General features: G+C 36.3%; 17 protein-coding genes. 1 reads left to right on the top strand and 16 read right to left on the bottom strand.

Annotated features, from left to right (window positions below):
- Positions 1-188: 188 nt before the first annotated feature.
- Complete coding sequence (locus AAA926_RS01045; RefSeq protein ID WP_265892535.1) at positions 189-2,462, top strand: HAD-IC family P-type ATPase; 2,274 nt, start codon at positions 189-191, stop codon at positions 2,460-2,462.
- A 397-nt stretch (positions 2,463-2,859) separates the two neighbouring features.
- Here AAA926_RS01045 and AAA926_RS01040 read toward each other — a convergent pair whose 3' ends face one another.
- The 16 genes from AAA926_RS01040 to rimP all read right to left on the bottom strand — a co-directional run bounded on the left by AAA926_RS01040 (position 2,860) and on the right by rimP (position 20,996).
- A complete protein-coding gene (locus AAA926_RS01040) occupies positions 2,860-3,378 on the bottom strand; it encodes a GNAT family N-acetyltransferase (protein WP_198179083.1) in 519 nt (172 codons plus the stop codon).
- Between the two features lie 296 nt (positions 3,379-3,674).
- Complete coding sequence (locus AAA926_RS01035) at positions 3,675-4,202, bottom strand: adenine phosphoribosyltransferase (RefSeq protein ID WP_198179081.1); 528 nt, start codon at positions 4,200-4,202, stop codon at positions 3,675-3,677.
- A gap of 99 nt (positions 4,203-4,301) precedes the next feature.
- The gene (gene recJ / locus AAA926_RS01030; protein ID WP_265892934.1) at positions 4,302-6,578 is read right to left on the bottom strand and encodes a single-stranded-DNA-specific exonuclease RecJ; all 2,277 of its coding nucleotides are present in this window, start codon (positions 6,576-6,578) and stop codon (positions 4,302-4,304) included.
- A gap of 34 nt (positions 6,579-6,612) precedes the next feature.
- Positions 6,613-8,451: a translation elongation factor 4 gene (lepA, locus tag AAA926_RS01025; RefSeq protein WP_265892534.1), complete on the bottom strand. Its 1,839-nt coding sequence runs from the start codon at positions 8,449-8,451 to the stop codon at positions 6,613-6,615.
- Between the two features lie 365 nt (positions 8,452-8,816).
- Positions 8,817-9,959, bottom strand: coding sequence for a molecular chaperone DnaJ (gene dnaJ / locus AAA926_RS01020; protein ID WP_265892532.1), 1,143 nt, complete (start codon positions 9,957-9,959; stop codon positions 8,817-8,819).
- A 78-nt stretch (positions 9,960-10,037) separates the two neighbouring features.
- The gene (gene dnaK / locus AAA926_RS01015; RefSeq protein ID WP_265892531.1) at positions 10,038-11,900 is read right to left on the bottom strand and encodes a molecular chaperone DnaK; all 1,863 of its coding nucleotides are present in this window, start codon (positions 11,898-11,900) and stop codon (positions 10,038-10,040) included.
- A gap of 18 nt (positions 11,901-11,918) precedes the next feature.
- Entirely contained in the window at positions 11,919-12,506 is a 588-nt protein-coding gene (gene grpE / locus AAA926_RS01010; protein WP_265892530.1) for a nucleotide exchange factor GrpE, read from the bottom strand.
- A 12-nt stretch (positions 12,507-12,518) separates the two neighbouring features.
- Positions 12,519-13,568, bottom strand: coding sequence for a heat-inducible transcriptional repressor HrcA (hrcA, locus tag AAA926_RS01005; protein ID WP_198179070.1), 1,050 nt, complete (start codon positions 13,566-13,568; stop codon positions 12,519-12,521).
- A gap of 133 nt (positions 13,569-13,701) precedes the next feature.
- The gene (gene ribF / locus AAA926_RS01000) at positions 13,702-14,634 is read right to left on the bottom strand and encodes a riboflavin biosynthesis protein RibF (RefSeq protein WP_265892529.1); all 933 of its coding nucleotides are present in this window, start codon (positions 14,632-14,634) and stop codon (positions 13,702-13,704) included.
- A gap of 18 nt (positions 14,635-14,652) precedes the next feature.
- Positions 14,653-15,546, bottom strand: coding sequence for a tRNA pseudouridine(55) synthase TruB (gene truB / locus AAA926_RS00995; RefSeq protein ID WP_265892528.1), 894 nt, complete (start codon positions 15,544-15,546; stop codon positions 14,653-14,655).
- 45 nt (positions 15,547-15,591) lie between these two features.
- Entirely contained in the window at positions 15,592-15,954 is a 363-nt protein-coding gene (locus AAA926_RS00990) for a ribosome-binding factor A (RefSeq protein ID WP_338211692.1), read from the bottom strand.
- A gap of 18 nt (positions 15,955-15,972) precedes the next feature.
- Positions 15,973-18,612, bottom strand: coding sequence for a translation initiation factor IF-2 (gene infB / locus AAA926_RS00985; RefSeq protein ID WP_338211691.1), 2,640 nt, complete (start codon positions 18,610-18,612; stop codon positions 15,973-15,975).
- Positions 18,613-18,616: 4 nt separating this feature from the next.
- On the bottom strand, positions 18,617-18,928 hold the full coding sequence (locus AAA926_RS00980; protein WP_198179062.1) for a L7Ae/L30e/S12e/Gadd45 family ribosomal protein: 312 nt from the start codon (positions 18,926-18,928) through the stop codon (positions 18,617-18,619).
- Between the two features lie 2 nt (positions 18,929-18,930).
- A complete protein-coding gene (rnpM, locus tag AAA926_RS00975; RefSeq protein ID WP_141639320.1) occupies positions 18,931-19,227 on the bottom strand; it encodes an RNase P modulator RnpM in 297 nt (98 codons plus the stop codon).
- Between the two features lie 17 nt (positions 19,228-19,244).
- Entirely contained in the window at positions 19,245-20,504 is a 1,260-nt protein-coding gene (gene nusA / locus AAA926_RS00970) for a transcription termination factor NusA (RefSeq protein ID WP_198179060.1), read from the bottom strand.
- Between the two features lie 18 nt (positions 20,505-20,522).
- Positions 20,523-20,996: a ribosome maturation factor RimP gene (gene rimP, locus AAA926_RS00965; protein WP_198179058.1), complete on the bottom strand. Its 474-nt coding sequence runs from the start codon at positions 20,994-20,996 to the stop codon at positions 20,523-20,525.
- Positions 20,997-21,070 lie beyond the last annotated feature (74 nt).

Below are 21,070 nucleotides of genomic sequence, written 5' to 3'. Positions count from 1 at the left end.
AATTCCTTTTGGGAAACATATTTAAATTCAAGTGTACTAATACACTACTATGCCTATTTTACACTTTTTTATGATTATTTTAAATAATAAATTAAAGTAATCCTGTAAATGATAATCTTAATTTGCTAGCAAAAGTAAGTTTTTTATGCTACTTTAAATAAAGTATTAATAACTAAGGAAGTAAAATTATGTCTGAAAAAATTGAAGGCTTAACTCAAGCCGAAGCAGATAAACTTTTGCAGAAAAAAGGATTAAATGAGGTGCCTGAGCCTCAATTCAACTTTTTTAAAGAATTTCTATCCAAGTTGTGGAATTTATCAGCGTGGATTCTTGAAGCTGCTCTACTTTTAGAGTGTGTGCTAGGAAAATGGATACAATCATTATTTGTGCTTTTGATGCTTCTTTTTGCCGCCTGGAATGGTGCCTCTAAGAAAAAGCAGTCAAGACGTGTTCTAAATAATATTTCACACAAATTGACTCCTACCATTTCTGTTCAACGAGATGGGCAGTGGCAAAATATTGATTCAAAATATTTAGTCCCGGGTGACTTAATCAGTATGCAAGCTGGTGACGTCTTGGCTGCTGATGTGAAGCTGATCGATGGACAAATTTTTACGGACGAGAGTTCAATTACAGGTGAAGCAAGAACTGTGCGAAAAAATCCACAAGATACAGCCTTTGCCGGTACTACTGTAACTGAAGGAAATGGTTTGGCCGTCGTTACTGCCACAGGTGCAGATTCACGTTCCGGTAAGACAATTAATCTAATTAATAATTCTGCAGCTCCTGGTCACTTGCAGCAACTGCTAACTAAAATTATTTATTATCTATGCATTCTTGACGGAATTTTAACCTTAGTAATTGTCATTGCTTCTTTCTTTAAGGGTGGTGACCTAAATAATCTGATTAACATGCTGCCATTTTTAGCAATGATGTTTATAGCTTCAATACCAGTTGCTATGCCTTCTACATTTGCACTTTCTAACTCCTTTGAAGCAACTCGTTTAAGTAAAGAAGGTGTATTAACTTCTGATTTGACTGGTATTCAAGATGCAGCAAACCTTAATTTGATCCTGTTAGACAAGACAGGAACAATTACGGAAAATAAAACGGCAGTCGGTCAGTGGATCAATTTCAGTTCAATGAATAATAATGATGTTCTGCAATTAGCATCAGCTGCTACGGATCAGAGAAACAAAAAACTTATTGATACTGCAATTGATGAATATGTTAAAAAACAAGGATTAAGCATCAAGTCAGCTTCTAAATTTACGCCTTTTACTTCAAGCACCGGCTATTCTATGGCAGTCTGTGATGGCCATAATATTAAACTAGGTTCATTTAAACAACTTTCGTTAATTGATCAAGATGCTAACGAAAAGGCAAAAGAAATAGATTTCAGCGCTGGACGTTCGGTAGCCTTGTTAATTGATGATAAGCTGGCTGGTGTTTTCATTTTGCAAGATATGGTACGATCTGATTCCAAGGCTGCCCTCGAAGAGCTCAGAAAACGGGGAGTAAAGCCGATTATGCTGACTGGAGATAATCAGAAAACTGCTATTGCAGTGGCAAAGCAGGTTGACTTGCAAGGGGAGGTAATTTCTATTCGTGATTTTACTGACCAAACAGATACCAGCAAACTGGCCGGTATTGCAGACGTTTTACCAGAAGATAAATTGCGCATGGTTAAATTCTTCCAGAAGAAAGGTTATATAGTAGGTATGACAGGAGATGGCGTGAATGATTCTCCTGCTCTAAAGCAAGCTGAAGTTGGTATAGCGGTCTCTAATGCAGCTGATGTAGCCAAACGATCTGGTAAAATGGTACTTTTAAATGACGGTTTATCTTCAATAGTAAAAATACTTGACGCTGGACACAGAGTGTACCAAAGAATGACTACCTGGTCCTTAACAAAGTTAGCCAGAACTGCACAATTAACAATGCTCTTAACATTTGGCTACCTTTTCTTTAACTATATTCCAATGGCCTTAAACGCTATGGTCATTTACACAATTATGAATAATATGGTAACAATGATGATTGGTACAGATAGAACGCACATCACCTATAAACCAGAGAACTGGAATATGGCTAAATTAGCTAAAATTGCTTTTTCATTAGCTTTCGGTTGGACTGCTATTGGGATTGCTGCTATTGCCTATCTTAATATGCACGGCTATAGTCATGGTACTGTATCAACGATGGTTTATGTTTACCTGGTTTTGAGTGCAATGTTTATCGTCTTAATTACAAGAACTAAGAAATACTTTTGGCAGGATTATCCTTCTAAAGCAGTTGGTTTGACGCAATTAGGAGACGTCCTTCTAACTGTCATCTTGGCATTATTTGGTATAGCTATGACAAAAATAAGCTGGACAAATATATTACTTACCTTTGCCATTGCCTTGATAGCCGCAATTGTTATTGATTTATTCTATCAACCAATAATGAAGAATCGTTAATTTTAAATTTAAATAAAGAAAAACCTGATTGCGGAAAATTTCCGTAATCAGGTTTTTTAAGGTTTACCGATGAGTTCCTGACTTTTCCATCACACCGGTAAAAAGGTTTTGTATATGCTATTTGGTATAATAATTTAGAATAGGAAAAAATAGTTAAATTAATCAGGAAAGTTAATTTTTTGATTAGAGGCGAGCCAATAACAAAGATAGATAGTTATTTTGCTAATTGACCCTTGAATCCCCCCTTTCACTGGTTGTACGTTTATAACAAATGCTTTAAATTACATTCGTTATGTTTATATTAATACATAAAATAACCAAAGTAAACAATTTTGTACAACTTTTTTACTTTTAAATCAATATTTTTTTATATTTAAATAACAATTATCTTTTAACTTTATTTTTTTAATTCATACACATATGACGTTTCATTTGGACGATAAACACCATGTAAAAGGCCAACTTTTGTAAAACCCATTTTTGCAATCAAATGCTGCATTGCTTTATTATCTTCATGAGTATCAATTCGAATTGAATCAATATCGTCACGGTTAGTTTTTATATCATTAATAACAGCCTGTAGAAGCTTGGTAGCATAACCTTTACCAGAATGCTGAGAATGAATCGCTACACGATGAATAACAACATATTTGTCTGTATTACACAGCCACTTGCCGTCCAAATGATCATATACATGGTCAGGGCCATCTACTATGGCAATTGCACCAACAGTTTCTTTATCCTCGGAAACAGCTAAAAAAGCCCAGCCATTTTCAATATCTTCTTTAATTTGACCTTTAGAAGGATAGTCTCCTTGCCATTGATTGACACCATGCTCGGCCAACTGATTTGCTCCATCTTTTAAAATAGCGATAATTTGGTCAAAATCGGCCATTGTTGCTTTTCTTAATTGCAAATTATTCTATTCTCCTTTTTTTAAAATACTGTATCATTATATATACCTGACCTGAGCTTGTAAAAAATTTGGACTCAAAAATCAAAGTTTTTTCATATTTCGGAAAGCGCTTTTATTTAGATGGAATTTTAAGATTTTTTACTTTACAGCATTTGCTGTTTTTATTCGCTGAAACATATTTAATCATGAAAAAATGCTCTTAACAGCAGATTACAAAAATCTAACTATTAAAGAGCACTTCATGCACATTTATTATTTTTTTAAAATTTGATGCTTAAAAATCTAATCAATAAAAATTAGGCACCATGATATTTAACTAAAGAATAGACATCAAGTCCTGGTAATTTCTCTTTTCCCTTTAGATCTGGTAGTTCAATATAAAAACAAGAACCTACTAATTTTCCACCTAGATTTTCAATTAATTGCTTGCACGCCCTTAAAGTTCCTGCTGTAGCAAGTAAATCATCACAAACTACAACACGCTGACCGGGTTTAATGGCATCCTTATGAATTTCCAAACTATTCGAACCATATTCTAGGTCATATGAAGCACGCTCGACCTCCCTTGGCAATTTATGTGGCTTTCTAGCTGGCACAAAACCAATACCTAATTCTGTTGCCACAGGACAACCTACTATAAACCCACGAGCTTCGGGGCCGACAATTATATCGGCATTTTTACTTTTAACGTATTCAGCTAACTTGTGCGTAGCTGCCTGAAACAATTTGCCATCTTGTAGCACAGGTGTAATATCGCGAAAGATTATTCCTTTGTTCGGAAAATCCTTTACACTTGCAATATGTTTCTCAAAATCGTTTGCCATAAGAAGAAAAACCTCCAAAACTTAACTTTCTTGCTAAAGCTTATTCGACCTTTATATTCTAACAAATTTTGGGCTTAAAAGCATTAAAAGCAAGAAAAATTAATGTTGCTTTAATTGCCCATTCACGTACATTAGTAATTTTTGACTTGGCATTTGTCGCAATTCATTTACAAAAAATATTTGAGACTTAGCAGCTTGATAATATTTTGAATTTGATAATTTATTTTTAACAGGATTAGTGACACCAAATATTTTGTTTTCTTCTAATTGAATAAAATGCAGTTCAAAGAATACTCGCAAAATAAAGAGAATGCTATCGTAACTTATTTTGATAAAATTACCTACTTTGCGATAGTCCTGCAGTGTAAGTCCGGGGTGAGAGTATATATATTTTAACAAAATTTCAAAATCTGATTTTTGCGGCAAATGTTGGACTGGCAGTTGATCCATCAGAAAGTGTAAATAAAGTTGTTCGTAACTATTGTTCAACGCAAAATCCAATTCTTTTTGATTGTGAGGTACATCAAGAAAAACTGCTACTTCCCCTTCATTGTCATAATCATTTACCAATGTAATTTTTGCAGGATCAATATCAAATAGACTAGAAGCAGAGTTTTTATTTCTTTTATCAAATAACAAATACCTGTCTGCAAAACCCATCACATATTTTTCATTGCGCAGATCAACCACTGGCACAGGAACTGCTAATTTTGGTGCAGCAAAAATGATCCCCTTTATAATGCCTTGTAATTTTATCTGATTACGAAAGCAATTTTCTTGTAGCTCTATGAATAGCTGATCTATATATGGCAAAAGAATTTTTGTAAGAAACTTCTTGTTAAATCCCACAACATCAACTTTATTATGGTCTTTACTAATGCTTAATTTGATATGATTTTTATCTTTACCCATGTAAAAACAGCTGTTAATTTTCGGATGAGTAATGCTAAAAATGGGTTTGACATTATCAGTTCCAAAAGGACCAACCTGTTTGATATCAGCTATAATTTGCAAATCAAGATGAGAAACAGGTAGTTCACAATCATAATAACGAATATTTTGATTAAAAGTACCCGTAAAACTATCTTCAAATGATTTGCGTAAAGAGGAAATTTTGCTTTCGGTCATAGACAAGCCACACGCAAAATCGTGACCACCAAATTTCAGAAAAAGTTTATCCTTTAAAGGCTCTAAGGCGTTAAAAAGATTAAAACCATCTACAGACCTCCCCGAACCTTTGATAATTCCCTCTTCATTCTTTGTCAGGACTATGGTTGGCTTATGAGTTTTCTCAACTAATTTATTTGCAACCAAGCCCAAAACCCCTTCATTGAACTTGGGATTATATAAAACTAAAGTTTTATCTCTTTGCCAACCATTATTTTTAATTTGATTAATACAAGATTGATAAACTTCAGCAGTTAAATTTTTACGTTCATCGTTTAATCCTTCAATCTTATCCGCTATTTTTTCAGCTTCCTCGTCAGTCTCACATAATAGTAAGTCAACGGCTAAACTTGCATTGGCAAGTCTGCCCACAGCATTTAATCTTGGTGCAATATTAAAGCCAACATCTGTTTCATCAATGTGCCCCATTTGTAAACCGGCATTTTTTATAAGAGCCCTTAAGCCCGGCCGCTCAGTCTCATTAAGCATTTTTAAACCGCGTTTAACGATAATATGACCTTCTCCGGAAACCTTGACCATATCTCCAATTGTGCCAATCATTGCCAGTTCCAATAATTCTGGCATTGAATCCTGCATTAAAGCTCGGCAAATAGTATAGGCCACTCCAGCACCACAATAATCATCAAACGGATATTTTTGGCCAGGGTAGTTGCAATGCACTAACGCATAGCTTTCAGGAACTTGCTCTTGAAATTTATGGTGATCTGTAATTATTGTATCTACACCTTTACTTTTGGCAAAAGCAACCTCGTCAACTCCAGTAATACCATTATCTACAGTAATAATCAGCTTAGTCCCATCTGCTACAATTTTCTTGTAAGACTCAAGATTTGGTCCATAGCCATCTTTAAAACGATCGGGAATGAAAAAATGAACATCGGCACCTAAAATGCCCAGTGTTTCCACCATAATAGTAGTGGCTGTAATGCCATCAGCATCGTAATCACCATAAATGGTAATTTTTTCGCCCGCATCAATTGCCTGGTTAATCCTGTCAACAGCTTTTTTCATATCGTGCATTAAATAGGGATCTGCTAAATCATCTTCAGTGGCATTAAACCAAAATTCAATTTTTGCTGCAGTATTTATTCCGCGCAAAGAAAGCAGCTTAGCCGTAATAGGGCTAAGCTGATACTTTTCAATCAATTCCGGAGCTAATTCTTCACCTTTACGCTCACGCCATTCAATCATATGTTTAATTCAGCCTTTTTATATTTATTTTCTATTTTGAATTTAAGCCATCATCATTCATTTTTAAAACAGCCATAAAAGCATCTTGAGGAATTTCAACATGACCTACTGCTTTCATCCGTTTTTTACCCCGCTTTTGCTTTTCAAGCAGTTTTGCCCTTCTATCAGGATCTCCCGTATGAATTTTCCAAGTAACATCCTTGCGGTAAGGCTTAACAGTGGCACGAGAAATAATTTTTGCTCCAATTGCCCCTTGAATATCAACTTCAAAGTTCTGCCGGGGAATTAATTTCTTGAGCATTGATGTCATTTGTCTTGCTCTATTTTGAGCTTCATCACGGTGAGCAATGAAACTGAGAGCATCAACCACTTGTTTATTCAACAGGATATCAATTTTAACTAAATCAGTTGCCCGATAACCCGTTATTTCATAATCAAGTGAGGCATAACCTTTAGTGGAAGATTTTAAATCATCAAAAAAATCATAAATAATTTCAGCTAGCGGCATATTGTAAATCACGTTAACCCGATATTTGTCTAAATAGTCCATAGTCACAAACTCACCACGTTTACGCTGGCATAGTTCCATCACCGGACCGACAAAATCATTCGGGACCATCACTTCTGCTTTAACAAAAGGTTCCTGCACTTCCTTATATTCACCTGCAGACGGTAAATCAGAAGGATTATCAATTACTTTGGTCGTACCGTCATTCATAATGGCATGATAATCAACAGAAGGAGCGGTCATAATTAAGTCTAGGTCAAATTCCTGTTCTAGTCTTTCTTGGACCACATCCATATGAAGCAAACCTAAAAAACCGCAACGAAATCCAAACCCAAGAGCGGTCGAAGTTTCGGGTTCAAACTCTAGAGCAGCATCATTTAGCTGCAGTTTTTGCAAAGCTTCTTTAAGATCATCGTATTTAGAATTATCAACGGGATACATACCTGAATAAACCATCGGTGGTATCTGACGATAACCGGAAAGTGCTTCAGCAGTTGGGTGCTCAGCCGAAGTAATAGTATCACCAACACGAGTTTCACGAACAGACTTAATGTTAGCAGTTAAATAACCAACATCCCCAGCAATTAGAATATCTTTTTTAACCGGGTGTGGACTGGAAACCCCAACTTCAGTAACTTCATATTCCTTACCAGTATTCATGATTTTTATTTTATCGCCGGGTTTAACCGTACCTTCTTCAATCCGCACAGATAAAACAACACCGCGGTAGTCATCATATTTTGAATCAAAAATCAACGCTTTTAACGGTGCTTGGAGATCCCCATTAGGAGCTGGTATATCTTTAACTATCCGTTCAAGCAACTCCTTAATTCCCTGCCCGGTTTTGCCGGAAACTTCGACAGCGTCGGAAGCATCTAACCCCAGCATTTCTGTGATTTCCTCTTTAGCCTGCTCAGGATTAGCTGAAGGCAGATCAATTTTATTTATAACAGGCAAAATTTCCAAGTCATCATCAATTGCTAAATAGGTATTGGCCAAAGTTTGTGCTTGTACACCCTGTGAAGCATCTACAACTAACAGTGCACCTTCACAAGCCGCTAAGGAACGGGAAACCTCATAAGAAAAATCTACGTGTCCTGGTGTATCAATTAGATGAAAAATGTAGTCTTCGCCATCTTGAGCATGATATTTAATTTCTACTGAGTTCATCTTGATGGTGATGCCGCGTTGGCGTTCCAGCGGCATATCGTCTAACATCTGATTTTTTAATTGGCGTTCAGATACCGTATCAGTCAACTCTAAAATTCGATCGGCAATCGTCGACTTACCATGATCAATATGAGCTACAATAGAAAAATTGCGAATACGCTTCTGATAATCTTGTAATTTTTTTATGTCCATATATAATTTGCACCCTTTACTCTATCTTTATTATTATAACAAATTCGTAAGCACCTATAAAATTAATTAGGGTAAAGAAATTACTTATCAAACTTAAAGGACTAATCCCTCCAATTTTGAAGAATTAGTCCTTTAGTTAAACTTTCAAATAATACTAATAATATCTTGCGATGCCATTTTTATTTGGCTTGCCATTTTCTTTAAAAAGTCTCATATAATCTTTGAATTTTTTTGCCCAGCAAGGAGCACTGGATTTTATTGACAAACCAGTATCATTTTGACACCAGTATTTATAACCTTTTGGGCAACTCAACATCATAATTCTCCACTTTGAGAACCATCATTAAAGTAATAATAGCATATTTTTATTGCAACTTTTCCTTTAATCTCTCAAAGAATCCCTTTTCTTGTGGTGTTATTGAACCACCACCGGCTTTAACGAAATCAACCAGGGCCTGTTTCTGTTTTTCATTAATTGATTTTGGAATCTGTACTTGAACAGTGGTAATTTGATCGCCATTACCGTTGCCACGCAAATACGGAACACCTTCACCGTGTATGGTAAATTTCTTGTTAGGTTGTGTACCAGCAGGAATTTTCAACTTCTTTTCTCCATGCACAGTTTTAACATTAATTTCATCGCCTAAAGTTGCCTGCGCAAACGATATTGGAACAGTAGTATAAATAGTAGTTCCTTTACGCTCGAAATCTTTTGATGGTTTGATGCGATAACTGATATAAAGGTCACCATAAGGGCCACCATTTTTACCTGCTTCTCCCTGGCCTTCATAACGTAATTGTTGACCATTATCAATTCCGGCGGGAATATTAACTTCAATGGTATTTTTATTATCAATTACGCCTTTACCATGACATGTCTGGCAAGGATGCTCGATGATTACTCCCTTACCATGACATTTGTCGCAAACTGTCTGACGACGAATAACTCCCAACAAAGATTTTTGGGTGATAGTCATATAACCAGTACCATTACATTTATCACAGGTTAGCGGGTGCGTTCCTTTTTCAGCACCATTACCTTTACATGTAGGACAGGTTTCACTACGTGTGTATGAAACTTGAGTCTTTTTACCAGTAATAGCATCCATAAAATCAATGGACAAAGTATAGTCTAAGTCTTCACCACGAGTTGGCGCAGTTGGGTTGGCGCGACGCTGACTACCACCAGTATCTCCACCAAAGAAGTCATTGAAAATATCACCAAAATCACCAAAGCCGCCAAAATCACTATATCCTTGACCTGCACCGCCAAAGCCACCCTGACCATTAACTCCGGCGGATCCAAACTGGTCATATTGTGCTTTCTTTTGCTTGTCATGCAAAACTTCGTAAGCTTCATTAACCTTCTTATACTTTTCCTCAGCACCGGGTTCATGGTTTAAATCAGGGTGGTATTTTTTGGCAAGTTTACGATAAGCAGAGGTAATTTCCTTATCACTGGCATTGCGATCAACACCAAGAACGCTATAGTAATCTTCTTGTGCCATCTATAAGCTCCTTAACTTTACAAAAGAAAAGAACTACTATTTGGCAGTTCTTTTCTAATTTATTCAATTATAAACCCTTTACTTATCTGGGTCTACCTTATGAAACTCGCCTTCACCTGCGGAACCACTGCCTGAATTACCATCTTGGGAACCAGGATTTTGTGGTCCTGCCTGAGGTCCAGCTTGTCCTTGTGCACCTTGAGCCCCGCCATTAGCTTGGTACAATTTGACTGCTAAGTCTTGGGCAACTTTAGACAATTCATCCTTCTTGGTCTTCATCTCATCCAAGTTGTTGTCCTTTTGAGCTTTCTTCAGAGCATCGAGTGCATCTTGAACTTTCTTAGTATCATCATCTGATACCTTGCCTTTGACATCCTTCAAAGTCTTTTCTGTTGAGAAGATTAATTGATCGACTTCATTACGAAGGTCAACTTCTTCTTTCTTCTTCTTATCCTCTTCAGCATGTTCTTCAGCTTCTTTTTGCATCTTCTTAATTTCTTCATCGGATAAACCGGATGAACTCTTAATGGTAATCTTTTGTTCTTTACCAGTTCCCATATCCTTAGCAGAAACATTAACGATGCCGTTTTTGTCAATATCAAAAGTGACTTGAATTTGTGGCACACCACGAGGAGCTGCAGGAATATCAGTTAATTCGAAGCGACCTAATGTCTTATCATCGGCAGCCATTGGGCGTTCACCCTGCAAGACGTGGACATCAACAGCAGGTTGATTGTCGGCAGCAGTAGAAAAGATTTGACTCTTCGAAGTTGGAATTGTCGTATTCTTTTCAATTAACTTGGTGAATACGCCACCCATGGTTTCAATACCTAGCGAAAGTGGAGTAACATCGAGTAAAACAACGTCCTTAACGTCACCAGAAATGACACCACCTTGAATTGCGGCACCTAACGCAACAGCTTCGTCTGGATTAATTGAGTGATCAGGCTCTTTTCCTGCCCACTTCTTAACTGCATCTTGAACAGCAGGAATACGAGTTGAACCACCGTTTAAAATAACCTTGTCAATATCATTAACTGTTAATTCAGCATCTTTCAAAGCATTATCAAATGGAATTTTAGTCTTTTCAACTAAATCAGCAGTCAATTCGTCAAATTTTGCTCTAGTTAAATCAGCTTCCAAATGTAATGGACCAGATTCACCAGCCGAGATAAATGGTAATGAAATGTGAGTTGAAGACACACCAGAAAGATCTTTCTTAGCCTTTTCAGCAGCATCCTTTAACCTTTGCAAAGCCATTTTATCTTTAGAAAGGTCAACACCATTTTCATCTTTAAAGTTCTTAATCAACCAATCAATAATCTTGTTATCGAAGTCATCACCACCAAGGTGAGTATCACCATTAGTTGAAAGTACTTGGAAGACTCCGTCACCTAATTGCAAAACGGAAACATCAAAAGTACCACCACCAAGGTCGTAAACTAAAACTTTTTCGTCTTCAGCATCTTTGTCAAGACCATACGCAAGTGAAGATGCAGTAGGTTCGTTAATTATTCTCTTAACGTCTAAGCCCGCAATTTTACCGGCATCCTTAGTAGCTTGACGTTGAGCATCATTAAAGTATGCCGGAACGGTAATAACTGCTTCGGTAACCTTCTCACCAAGATAATCTTCAGAGAATTTCTTGATATATTGCAAAATCATAGCAGAAATTTCTTGCGGTGTGTATGCTTTATCACCAATCTTGACCTTATAATCAGCTTCACCCATGTGACGCTTAATTGAAGAAATAGTATTTGGGTTAGTAATAGCTTGTCTCTTAGCAACTTCACCGACTTGAATTTCTCCATCCTTGAAAGCTACTACTGAAGGAGTTGTCCGATTTCCTTCAGGGTTAGTAATAATTTTTGGTTCCTTACCCTCAAGAACAGCAACCGCTGAGTTGGTAGTTCCGAGGTCAATTCCGATAACTTTTGACATTGATATGCTTCCTTTCAATTATTGTGCTACAACAACCATTGCTGGTCTTAAAGTACGATCTTTGTATAAGTATCCTTTTTGCAAAACACGCACAACATGATCTTTTTGATCCTCATTTTCAGCTTCAACTGTCTGAACAGCTTGGTGCAAATTGGGATCAAACTTCACACCTTCAGCAGTGATTTCACTAATTCCGTGATCTTTCATGGCTTTAACCAGAGAATCAAGTGTCATTTGCACTCCCTTTTTAAGCTGCTTTGAAGCTTCATCATCAACCTTTGTTGCCAAAGCTCTTTCTAAATTATCCATCGCTGGTAAAACATCTTTGGCTAAGGATTGTGATTCATATTTAATAAGCTGCGCTCTTTCATTATTATAACGATTTTGCATATTTTGCATTTCTGCTTGACTGCGCAAGTACTTATCTTCCAAATCGTCTTTTTCTTTTTGCAACTGAGTCAAATTATGCTGTAATTTACTTTCTAAAGATTCAGGTTTCTTTTTTTCGTTAGCCTTAGCTTGAGAATCCTTTTTAGTTTCTTTTGATGCAGCCGCTTCCTTTTGCTCTTTTTTTGAGTTTTTACTATTATTTTCTTCTTTACTCACGGCTAACCTCCTTTATTTGAATCTACCATAATAATCAAGCAGCTTTTTAGATAGCTCGTTTCTAAAATATTCAAGTAATCCTATAACTTGAGAATACGGCATATTATCAGGGCCAAGTAGAGCAATTATACCTTTCCCATGGGTACCAACACTGTACTCTGCCGTAAGCAGACTATAATCCTTTAACAGATCATTGGACAATTCAGATCCTAAGCTAACCCGAACAGGATAACGGTCACTTTTAGAATTTTGCTCGCGATCCAAAAGACTGGATATCAAATCATTATGCTCAATCATTTCATATAATGAACGCAAATTAGAAACATCGCTTAAAGAAATATTATTGAGTAAATTAATCTGACCATCGACATACATTTGCTCGCTGGCAGCATCACTAATCACATCTTCAACTAAATCTATTAATTCAGAAACATGAGCAGCTTTTAGTTTTTTTCCTAAGGTCTTCTTGAGAAAACCTGGTGTAACTTGATCTAAGGTTTTTCCAACCAGTTCATCGTTAATCATACGTACGGCACGCTCAATGTCATCACCATGAATATTGTTTGGTAAGCTATAAACCTGGTCATGAACATCACCATCACTAGTACCTAGAATAGCCATAATTTGTCTGCTAAATAAAGGCACAATCCGAAAACCTGTAATAGTTAAATCACTATTTTCAGGTCCTTCCGCAAATGCAGTGTAATTTGTTAAGTCAGACAAAATTTTAACCGCTTCTTGTACGATGTCATTTACTTGATGAAACGGCTGATCAAGCTGATTAATGATTTTCTTGTAAACAGAAGATGAAATTTGTAAAGGCTCAACTAAATTGTCAAGATAGTAACGGTACCCTTCAGTTGAAGGTACACGACCACTTGACAAATGAGTTTTTTCAATCAAACCTTTATCTTCTAAAATCGCCATTTCATTACGAATAGTTGCGCTTGAAACTTTGATAGGCAACTGATTCATGACTGTCTTAGAGCCAACAGGATCATGTGTCTGCGTAAAATCATTGATAATAGTTTTTAAAATTAATTCTTGACGTTCGGTCAACATAAATATCGCCCTCACTTTTAGCACTCAATCCTATTAGGTGCTAACAATTAATATGATACTAGCTTTTAGCAGAATGTCAAGTTGAGTGCTAACTTTTTTACAAAAAACATTCATCTCTTTAAAATCAATTATACTAATCAATATTTGCAAAATAAGTCTTAATTTCTGACTCGTCAGCGCTCATTTGTTTTTTTAGATCCTTCAAGTTATCAAATTTAATTTCACCACGGGTATACTTATACCATTTAATTATTATTTCTTCATCATAGGCTTCTTGATCGAATCCAAATAAATTTGATTCAATATAAAGTTTTTTACCTTCATTAATCGTGACGTTATAGCCCACACTTGTCATAGAGTCATACCACTTACCTTTAATCTTGGTCTTAGTAGCGTATACTCCAATTTTAGGAACAACTTTGTCCTTAGGCCAAACGAGATTCGCAGTGGGAAAACCAAGCTTATGACCATTACGTAAACCGTGACCCACATAGCCCGACATAACATACGGAAATCCTAATAACTTCGCAGCCAATTCCATATCCCCACTGGTGATGGCCCTTTTAATTTCGGTAGAGCCTATTTTTTGGCCATCATACGACTGCTTTGGAACATCAATAATATTGAATCTTCCTTTGGCAAATTTAGGGAAGTTTTTCATATTGGCAATCTGCTTGGGACCATAAGTATAGTCAAAACCAGCTACAACTGTATCGGCATTTAATTTGACAATAATCTTATCAACAAATTCCTGTGCAGTCAGTTTGCTAAATGCATCATTGAAATGCATCACGAGCAAAAAATCAACTTTTAGTTTCTGCATTTTATAGGCTTTTTCAGCTAGTGTATCAATATAACTAACTTCTTTATTTTGATAAATTTCTTTAGGATGCCGATCAAATGTCATTACTACTAATGGTAAATGCTTTTGAATTGCTTTTTCTTTTGCGATTTTGATTAATTCTTGATGACCACGATGAACGCCGTCAAAAAACCCTAAAACAAGAATTATTTTTTGAGGAATAATATTTTCCTTAAACGGGTAAGTTAAATGGATAATTTCCACAATAAGACCTTCATTCACTTATTCATTTTGTAAAAGCATTAAATAAGGGCGATACATGGTACCATCTTTCTGATAAATTGCCTTAACGCTATTATTGTACCGTAATGCCACCTTTTTTGCATTCGTTTTCAAAGAAATCGTTGCACCATTTTTAACTTTGACCCACAGATCTGTATCAATATCCTCATGGACATAACTAGTAAAGAAAGAATCGATCGGTTGAAGCAATGCAGTTACCAAATTAGGATTTTTGGTAATTTCAGTCAATTTAACAGCTTGATCTATATCAAAGCCAGAACTAGAGGTGCGGCGCAAATTTTTCATTACTGCTGGCACACCAAGCTTTGTTCCCAAATCATTTATTAAAGAACGAACATAGGTCCCTTTGCTGCATTCAATTTCAAAATCAAAAACCTCTTGACAATTTTCTTTATCAAAAACAGGTTCATTTGTAAGATTATAAGAAAAAATTTCAACCTGCCTTTTAGGCCTTTCAACTTTAATACCTGCTCTTGCATATTCATACAAGTGCTTGCCATTTACTCGGACGGCCGAATAAACAGGTGGTACCTGCTCTATCTTGCCCACAAACTCTTGCATAGCTTTTTGAATTTGATTTGCTTTAACTTCGGTAGAAATTTTTTTAAAATCTGTTTTTTTGCCACTAATATCGTAACTATCGGTGGCAAAGCCTAAAATTCCTTGACCTATGTATTTTTTGTTTTCCTCATGCATCAGTTCAATCAATTTTGTGGCCTGACCGATTGCAATTGGTAGCACTCCCGTAACATCAGGATCCAGGGTACCAGCATGACCCATTTTTTTAATATGCAACACTTTGCGTAAATGATAGACTACGTCGGCACTTGTCATACCCTTATCCTTATCTATCACTAAAATACCATTTAACATTTTTTAATACCTTAACCATGAAAAAAGCGCTTCACAGCGCTTTTCTTAATTATTGCGATTTGCATCCTGCTTTTTTACTTCAGCGATTAACTGATCAATTTTACTTCCATATTTAACTGAATTATCTCGTTTAAAAATTAATTCGGGAACTTTATAAACAGTTAGGACTTGCCCTAACAAATGCCTCATCATTCCCTTAGCCTTATTTAAACCGGCAGCCGCTTCTTCTTCTTTTTTAGAATCTTCAGAAAAAATACTGTAGTATACAGTAGCATAAGAGAGATCATTTGTACATTCAACCGCTGTAATTGTAACATCATTAACTCGTGGGTCACGAATATTTTTGCGTAAAATTTTCGTCAATTCACGGAGGATTTCTCCTTCAACACGACCTATTCTGTGTTTCATACTTTCCTCCCAGTTAACTTATTCAGGCTTAACTTCCTGTTTTTCGACGGCTTCCATTTCGTCACCAATCTTAATATCATTATAGCCCTCAATAGTTAAACCACAATCGAATCCTTGCTTAACAATCTTGGCATCATCTTTGAACCGTTTGAGTGACGCAACTTTTCCAGTATAAATAACAACTCCATCACGAATCAAATTGATTTCAGAATCTTTTGAAACATATCCAGAATCAACAAATGCACCAGCAATCGTCCCAACTTTAGAAACTTTCCAAGTTTCACGTACAGTCAAGTTACCGACTACCTTATCTTCATAAGTTGGTTCAAGCATACCTTTCATAGCAGCTTTAACATCATCAATTGCCTTATAAATTATACTATACAGTCGGATATCTACTCCATCTGTTTCAGCTTGAGATTTAGCAGTAGCGGTTGGACGAACATTAAAGCCAATAATAAAGGCATTCGAAGCTCCTGCTAATGTAACATCCGATTCATTTACTGCACCTACACCCGCATGAATAATATTAACACGAACGCCTTCAACTTCTATCTTTTCAAGCGATTGTTGTAAAGCTTCTACTGAACCTTGTACATCTGCTTTTAAGACAACGTCTACTTCTTTCATGTTTTCTTTCTTCATCGTGTCAAATAAGTTATCAAGAGTAACATGTTGGACATTTTCACGAGACTGTTGTAAAGCTTGCTGTGCTCTTTGCTCACCAACGCTTCTTGCTGTCTTTTCATCATCAAAGACAACTATCTTATCGGCTGATTCAGGCACATCATTTAGTCCAGTAATTTCAACTGGCATAGATGGAGTCGCTTTTTCTACCTGACGACCGCGGTCATTCGTCATAACACGAACCCTACCAAAGCGATTTCCAACAACAATTGGATCACCAACTTTTAATGTACCTTGTTGAACTAGAAGGTCAGCAACTGGTCCACGTCCACGGGAAAGCCGAGCTTCAATAACGGTGCCGATAGCCTTTTGCGTAGGATCTGCCTGCAATTCCATGACATCTGCCTGTAAGAGAATCATTTGTAAAAGTTCATCAACATTTTCACCAGTTTTGGCAGAAATGTTTACAAAAATAGTGTCACCACCATAATTCTCCGGAATCAAATTGTATTTCATTAACTGTTCAGTAACATGTTCAGGATTTGCACCTGGTACATCCATCTTGTTAATTGCAACAATAATTGGAACCTTAGCACTTTTAGCATGGTCAATAGCTTCAACAGTTTGTGGCATAACTCCATCGTCTGCAGCTACAACCAGTACAACAATGTCGGTGATTTCAGCACCACGTTCACGCATATTAGAAAATGCTGCATGTCCAGGCGTATCTAAAAATGTGATTGGCTTATTATCAACTCTTACCTGATAGGCACCGATTTTCTGCGTAATGCCACCAGCTTCATGAGCAGACACGTGAGTATGACGCAAACGATCAAGTAAAGTAGTCTTACCATGATCAACATGTCCCATAATCGTAACTACAGGCGGACGCTTGGTCTGATGCTTAGATTCCTTAGAAGCAGCCATTCTCTTATCATAAAGAGTATCAATGTCAGATATATCTTCATGAACTTTTTCTTTGGCATTGATATTATATTCAGCAGCTACTAATTCTATTGCATCTTTATCAAGTGACTGATTTTGATTAGTCATCACACCTAACATAAATAGTTTTTTAACTATTTCAGCTGGTTCACGGTGCAACAATTTACCCAAATCTTGAGCATTCATACCAACTTCGTACACCAGTGTTTCTGGTAACGGACGTTCTTTTCTCTGAGTTGGCTGTTTCTTTGGTACCTGTTCAAATTGCTTTTTCTTATTCTTGCGTTTGCGTTTTTCTTGATGCTTAGAATAATTATTGGCACCAAAAGTTTGATTTTTACCTTTTCTGCCAGGTTTACCAGAATTACGGCCGTGACCATTACCACGACGCTTTTCTTCTTTTGCTGGTTCAGGTGCACTATTTGTATCTAAGGCTTTAGGCTTATTAACTGGACTTGCCTTTTGTTTATTCTTCATTCTGGCAGGTGAAGGCTTAATTATTTTTGGACCAGTTACTTTAGGTGCAGTAGACTCGGTTTTGATAACTTTGTTTTCTGATTTAGAAACAACTTTGTTATCTTCACCAGAAGATTTTTTAGCCTTAGTTTGGTCTTCATTATATGACTTCTGTACTTTTTCACTTTGACGGTTTAATTTCTTTTCGTCCACACGTTGTTTTTGTTTCAACTGTTTTAATAAATCCTGTGCTACCGGCTTTGAAGCCTTTTGACTTGGGTTAGTACCTTGTTTATTACGATCTTGAGCCTGTCTTGATCTATTGTTAGATCTGTGAAAATTGTTGGTTCTTTTGTTGTTCTTGTTACCCTTATTTTCCTCATGCTTTTTTTCATTTTTGCGAATTGAGGTAACGGAAATTTTGATTTTACTGCTCTTTTTCGCAGGTTTCTCTTGCTTTTGCGCGGGAGCGGAGCTACGAAAACTATCTTTTAATTGATTTACTTGTGAATCTTCAAGTGATGACATATGATTTTTAACATCAAGGCCCAGGTCCTTAGCCTTATTGACCACAATTTTATTATCGATGCCTAATTCTTTTGCCAATTCATAAATTCTTGTTTTAGCCATCAAATCACACTCCTTCATCTATTTTTTGTAACAATGCTTTGCAGAAACCAGTATCAGTAATTCCTAAAACCTTTCGCTTTTTTCCTATCGCTTGGGAAATTTCATTACTATTAAACTCGTTAATAATAAAAACGTCATTTTGTTTCCCAACTTTAGATATTTTTGCAGTGGTATCTGCATGACTATCTTGAGCTAAAATAATTAGTTTGACCTTTTTGGCTTTTGTGCCCACAGTAACAATTTCGGATCCTGAAACTAATTTTCCAGCTTTTTGACATAGTCCCAACAAGTTCAATGCTTTTTGTCTATTTTGCAAATCTATTTATCACCAAACAATTCTTTTCTCGCCTTTTGATGGTCAACATATGAGTAAAGTTCCTGGTAAAACTCTTTAGGCACTTTTGTTCCTAAACTGCGCTCAATTAAACCTTTCTCTTGAGCATTTTTGATCTGACTAGGATCAAGCGAAACATACGCTCCTCTACCAGGTTTTTTACCAGTAGGATCTACTGAGATATTCTTTTCTTTGTCAACTACAATACGCACCAATTCTTTTTTAGGCTGCATAGTATTAGTTAACAAGTCTTTTCGCATTGGAATCTTTCTTTTTTTCAAAAGTTTCACCTCTTGCTTTAATTTTCAGTAGAATCTACTGTTTCACCATCAGTAACTTTATCTTGTAGCTCATCTTCAGATTCGGTTTCTTCAGAATTTGTTGACTCTGCATCTGATTCATCGTCCTCAACAAAGTCACTATTTATTTTTGCAGCAGAATCTGAACTATCTTCAACTGAATCATCAGCTTCAGCTTGTTCATTTTCTCTTTCAGCTTGATCACTGCTTTCATCGACAAATTCCACTTCAGATTCCGGTCTAATATCTATCTTATAGCCAGTCAATCTGGCAGCTAAACGTACATTCTGTCCTTTTTTACCAATTGCAAGTGACAGCTGGTAATCAGGAACAATTACTAAAGCACTTTTTTCATTGTCTTCATCTCCAAATTGCACGGCAATTACTTCAGCAGGATTCAAAGCATTAGCAATGTAGTCTGATGGATCTTCTTCGTATTTAACTACATCAATATTTTCACCGTCAAGTTCATTAACTACATTTTGTACTCTGGCTCCTCTTTGACCAACGCATGTACCTACTGGATCAATATTAGGATCGTTAGATTTTACAGCAATCTTGGTCCTGTCTCCTGCTTCACGAGCAATTGAGACCACTTCAACAGTTCCATCATAAATTTCAGGTACTTCCTGTTCAAAGAGCCTTTTTACCATATCAGGGGCAGTTCGTGAAACCGTAATCTGTGCACCCTTTGAATCTGAACCAACATGAGTAACCAAAACTCGAATTTGATCCTGTGGATTATAGCTTTCACCTGGCATCTGATCGTTACGCGGCATAACTGCTTCAACATTACCAATTTTAACATAAACGAAACGATTATCACGTCTTTCAACAGTGCCTGTTATTAATTCATCTTCGTACTGAGAATACTCATCAATAATATGATTTCTCTCTGCCTCACGCAAATGTTGCATAATAACTTGTTTAGCCGTTTGTGCCGCAATTCTACCGAAATTTTTAGGTGCAACTTCGAAACGAATTTTATCACCAAGTTCATATGCCCGATTAATTGTTAAAGCATCCTTTAAACTGATTTCCAACCTTTCATCATGAACTTCTTCAACGACAGTCTTTTCAGTCATCAGCTTAAAGTCGCCTTTACGTTCATCAAATTCAACTATGACATTTGTTGCCTGATTATAATTTTTCTTATATGCAGCAACCAGTGCTGCTTTGATCGCTTCAACAATTACATCTTGTTTTATACCCTTTGTTTTTTCTAGAGTAGCGAAGGCTTCAAGCATTTCCTTAGACATAAATTTTAATCAACCTTTCTAAAACTCAATTGCGAAACGAATGCTTGCAATTGTTTTACGGGGAAGTGATAAAACTTTCTTTTTAGTTTTTACCTTTATTTCAAGTTCGATTTCGCTATCATTATAAGATTTTAAAGTCCCCTCATATTCTTTGCCACCTTCAACTTTCTGGTATAACTTTACATGCACATATTCATTTAAAGCTTTTTGCCAATCAGTCTCATTTTTGATTGGCCTCTCGATACCAGGAGAAGAAACCTCCAAAACATAAGGATCAGGGAACGGATCGGGTTGTATCTGATCAAGCTTTGCAGATAATAATTCACTTAACCCTGCAATTTCATCCATATCAATACCATTTTCTCGATCAACATATATTCTTAAATAGTTTTGACCCTTCTCTTTAACGTATTCTATATCAACAAACTCATCATTGCGTTCTGCAATAATCGGTTTAATTTCTTTAAGAACAGAATCTTTAACTTTCGCCAAGTACTTTCCTCCGTAATAAAAAGAGTGAGCAAAGCTGCTCACTCCGAATCATTTATTCGAACTTCTTTAGCAAG

This window comes from Lactobacillus juensis, from assembly GCF_036246285.1.
Taxonomy (GTDB): Bacteria; Bacillota; Bacilli; order Lactobacillales; family Lactobacillaceae; genus Lactobacillus; species Lactobacillus juensis.
The sequence above is the reverse complement of the archived record's forward strand: the minus strand, read 5'-3'. Positions and strand labels throughout refer to the sequence as shown.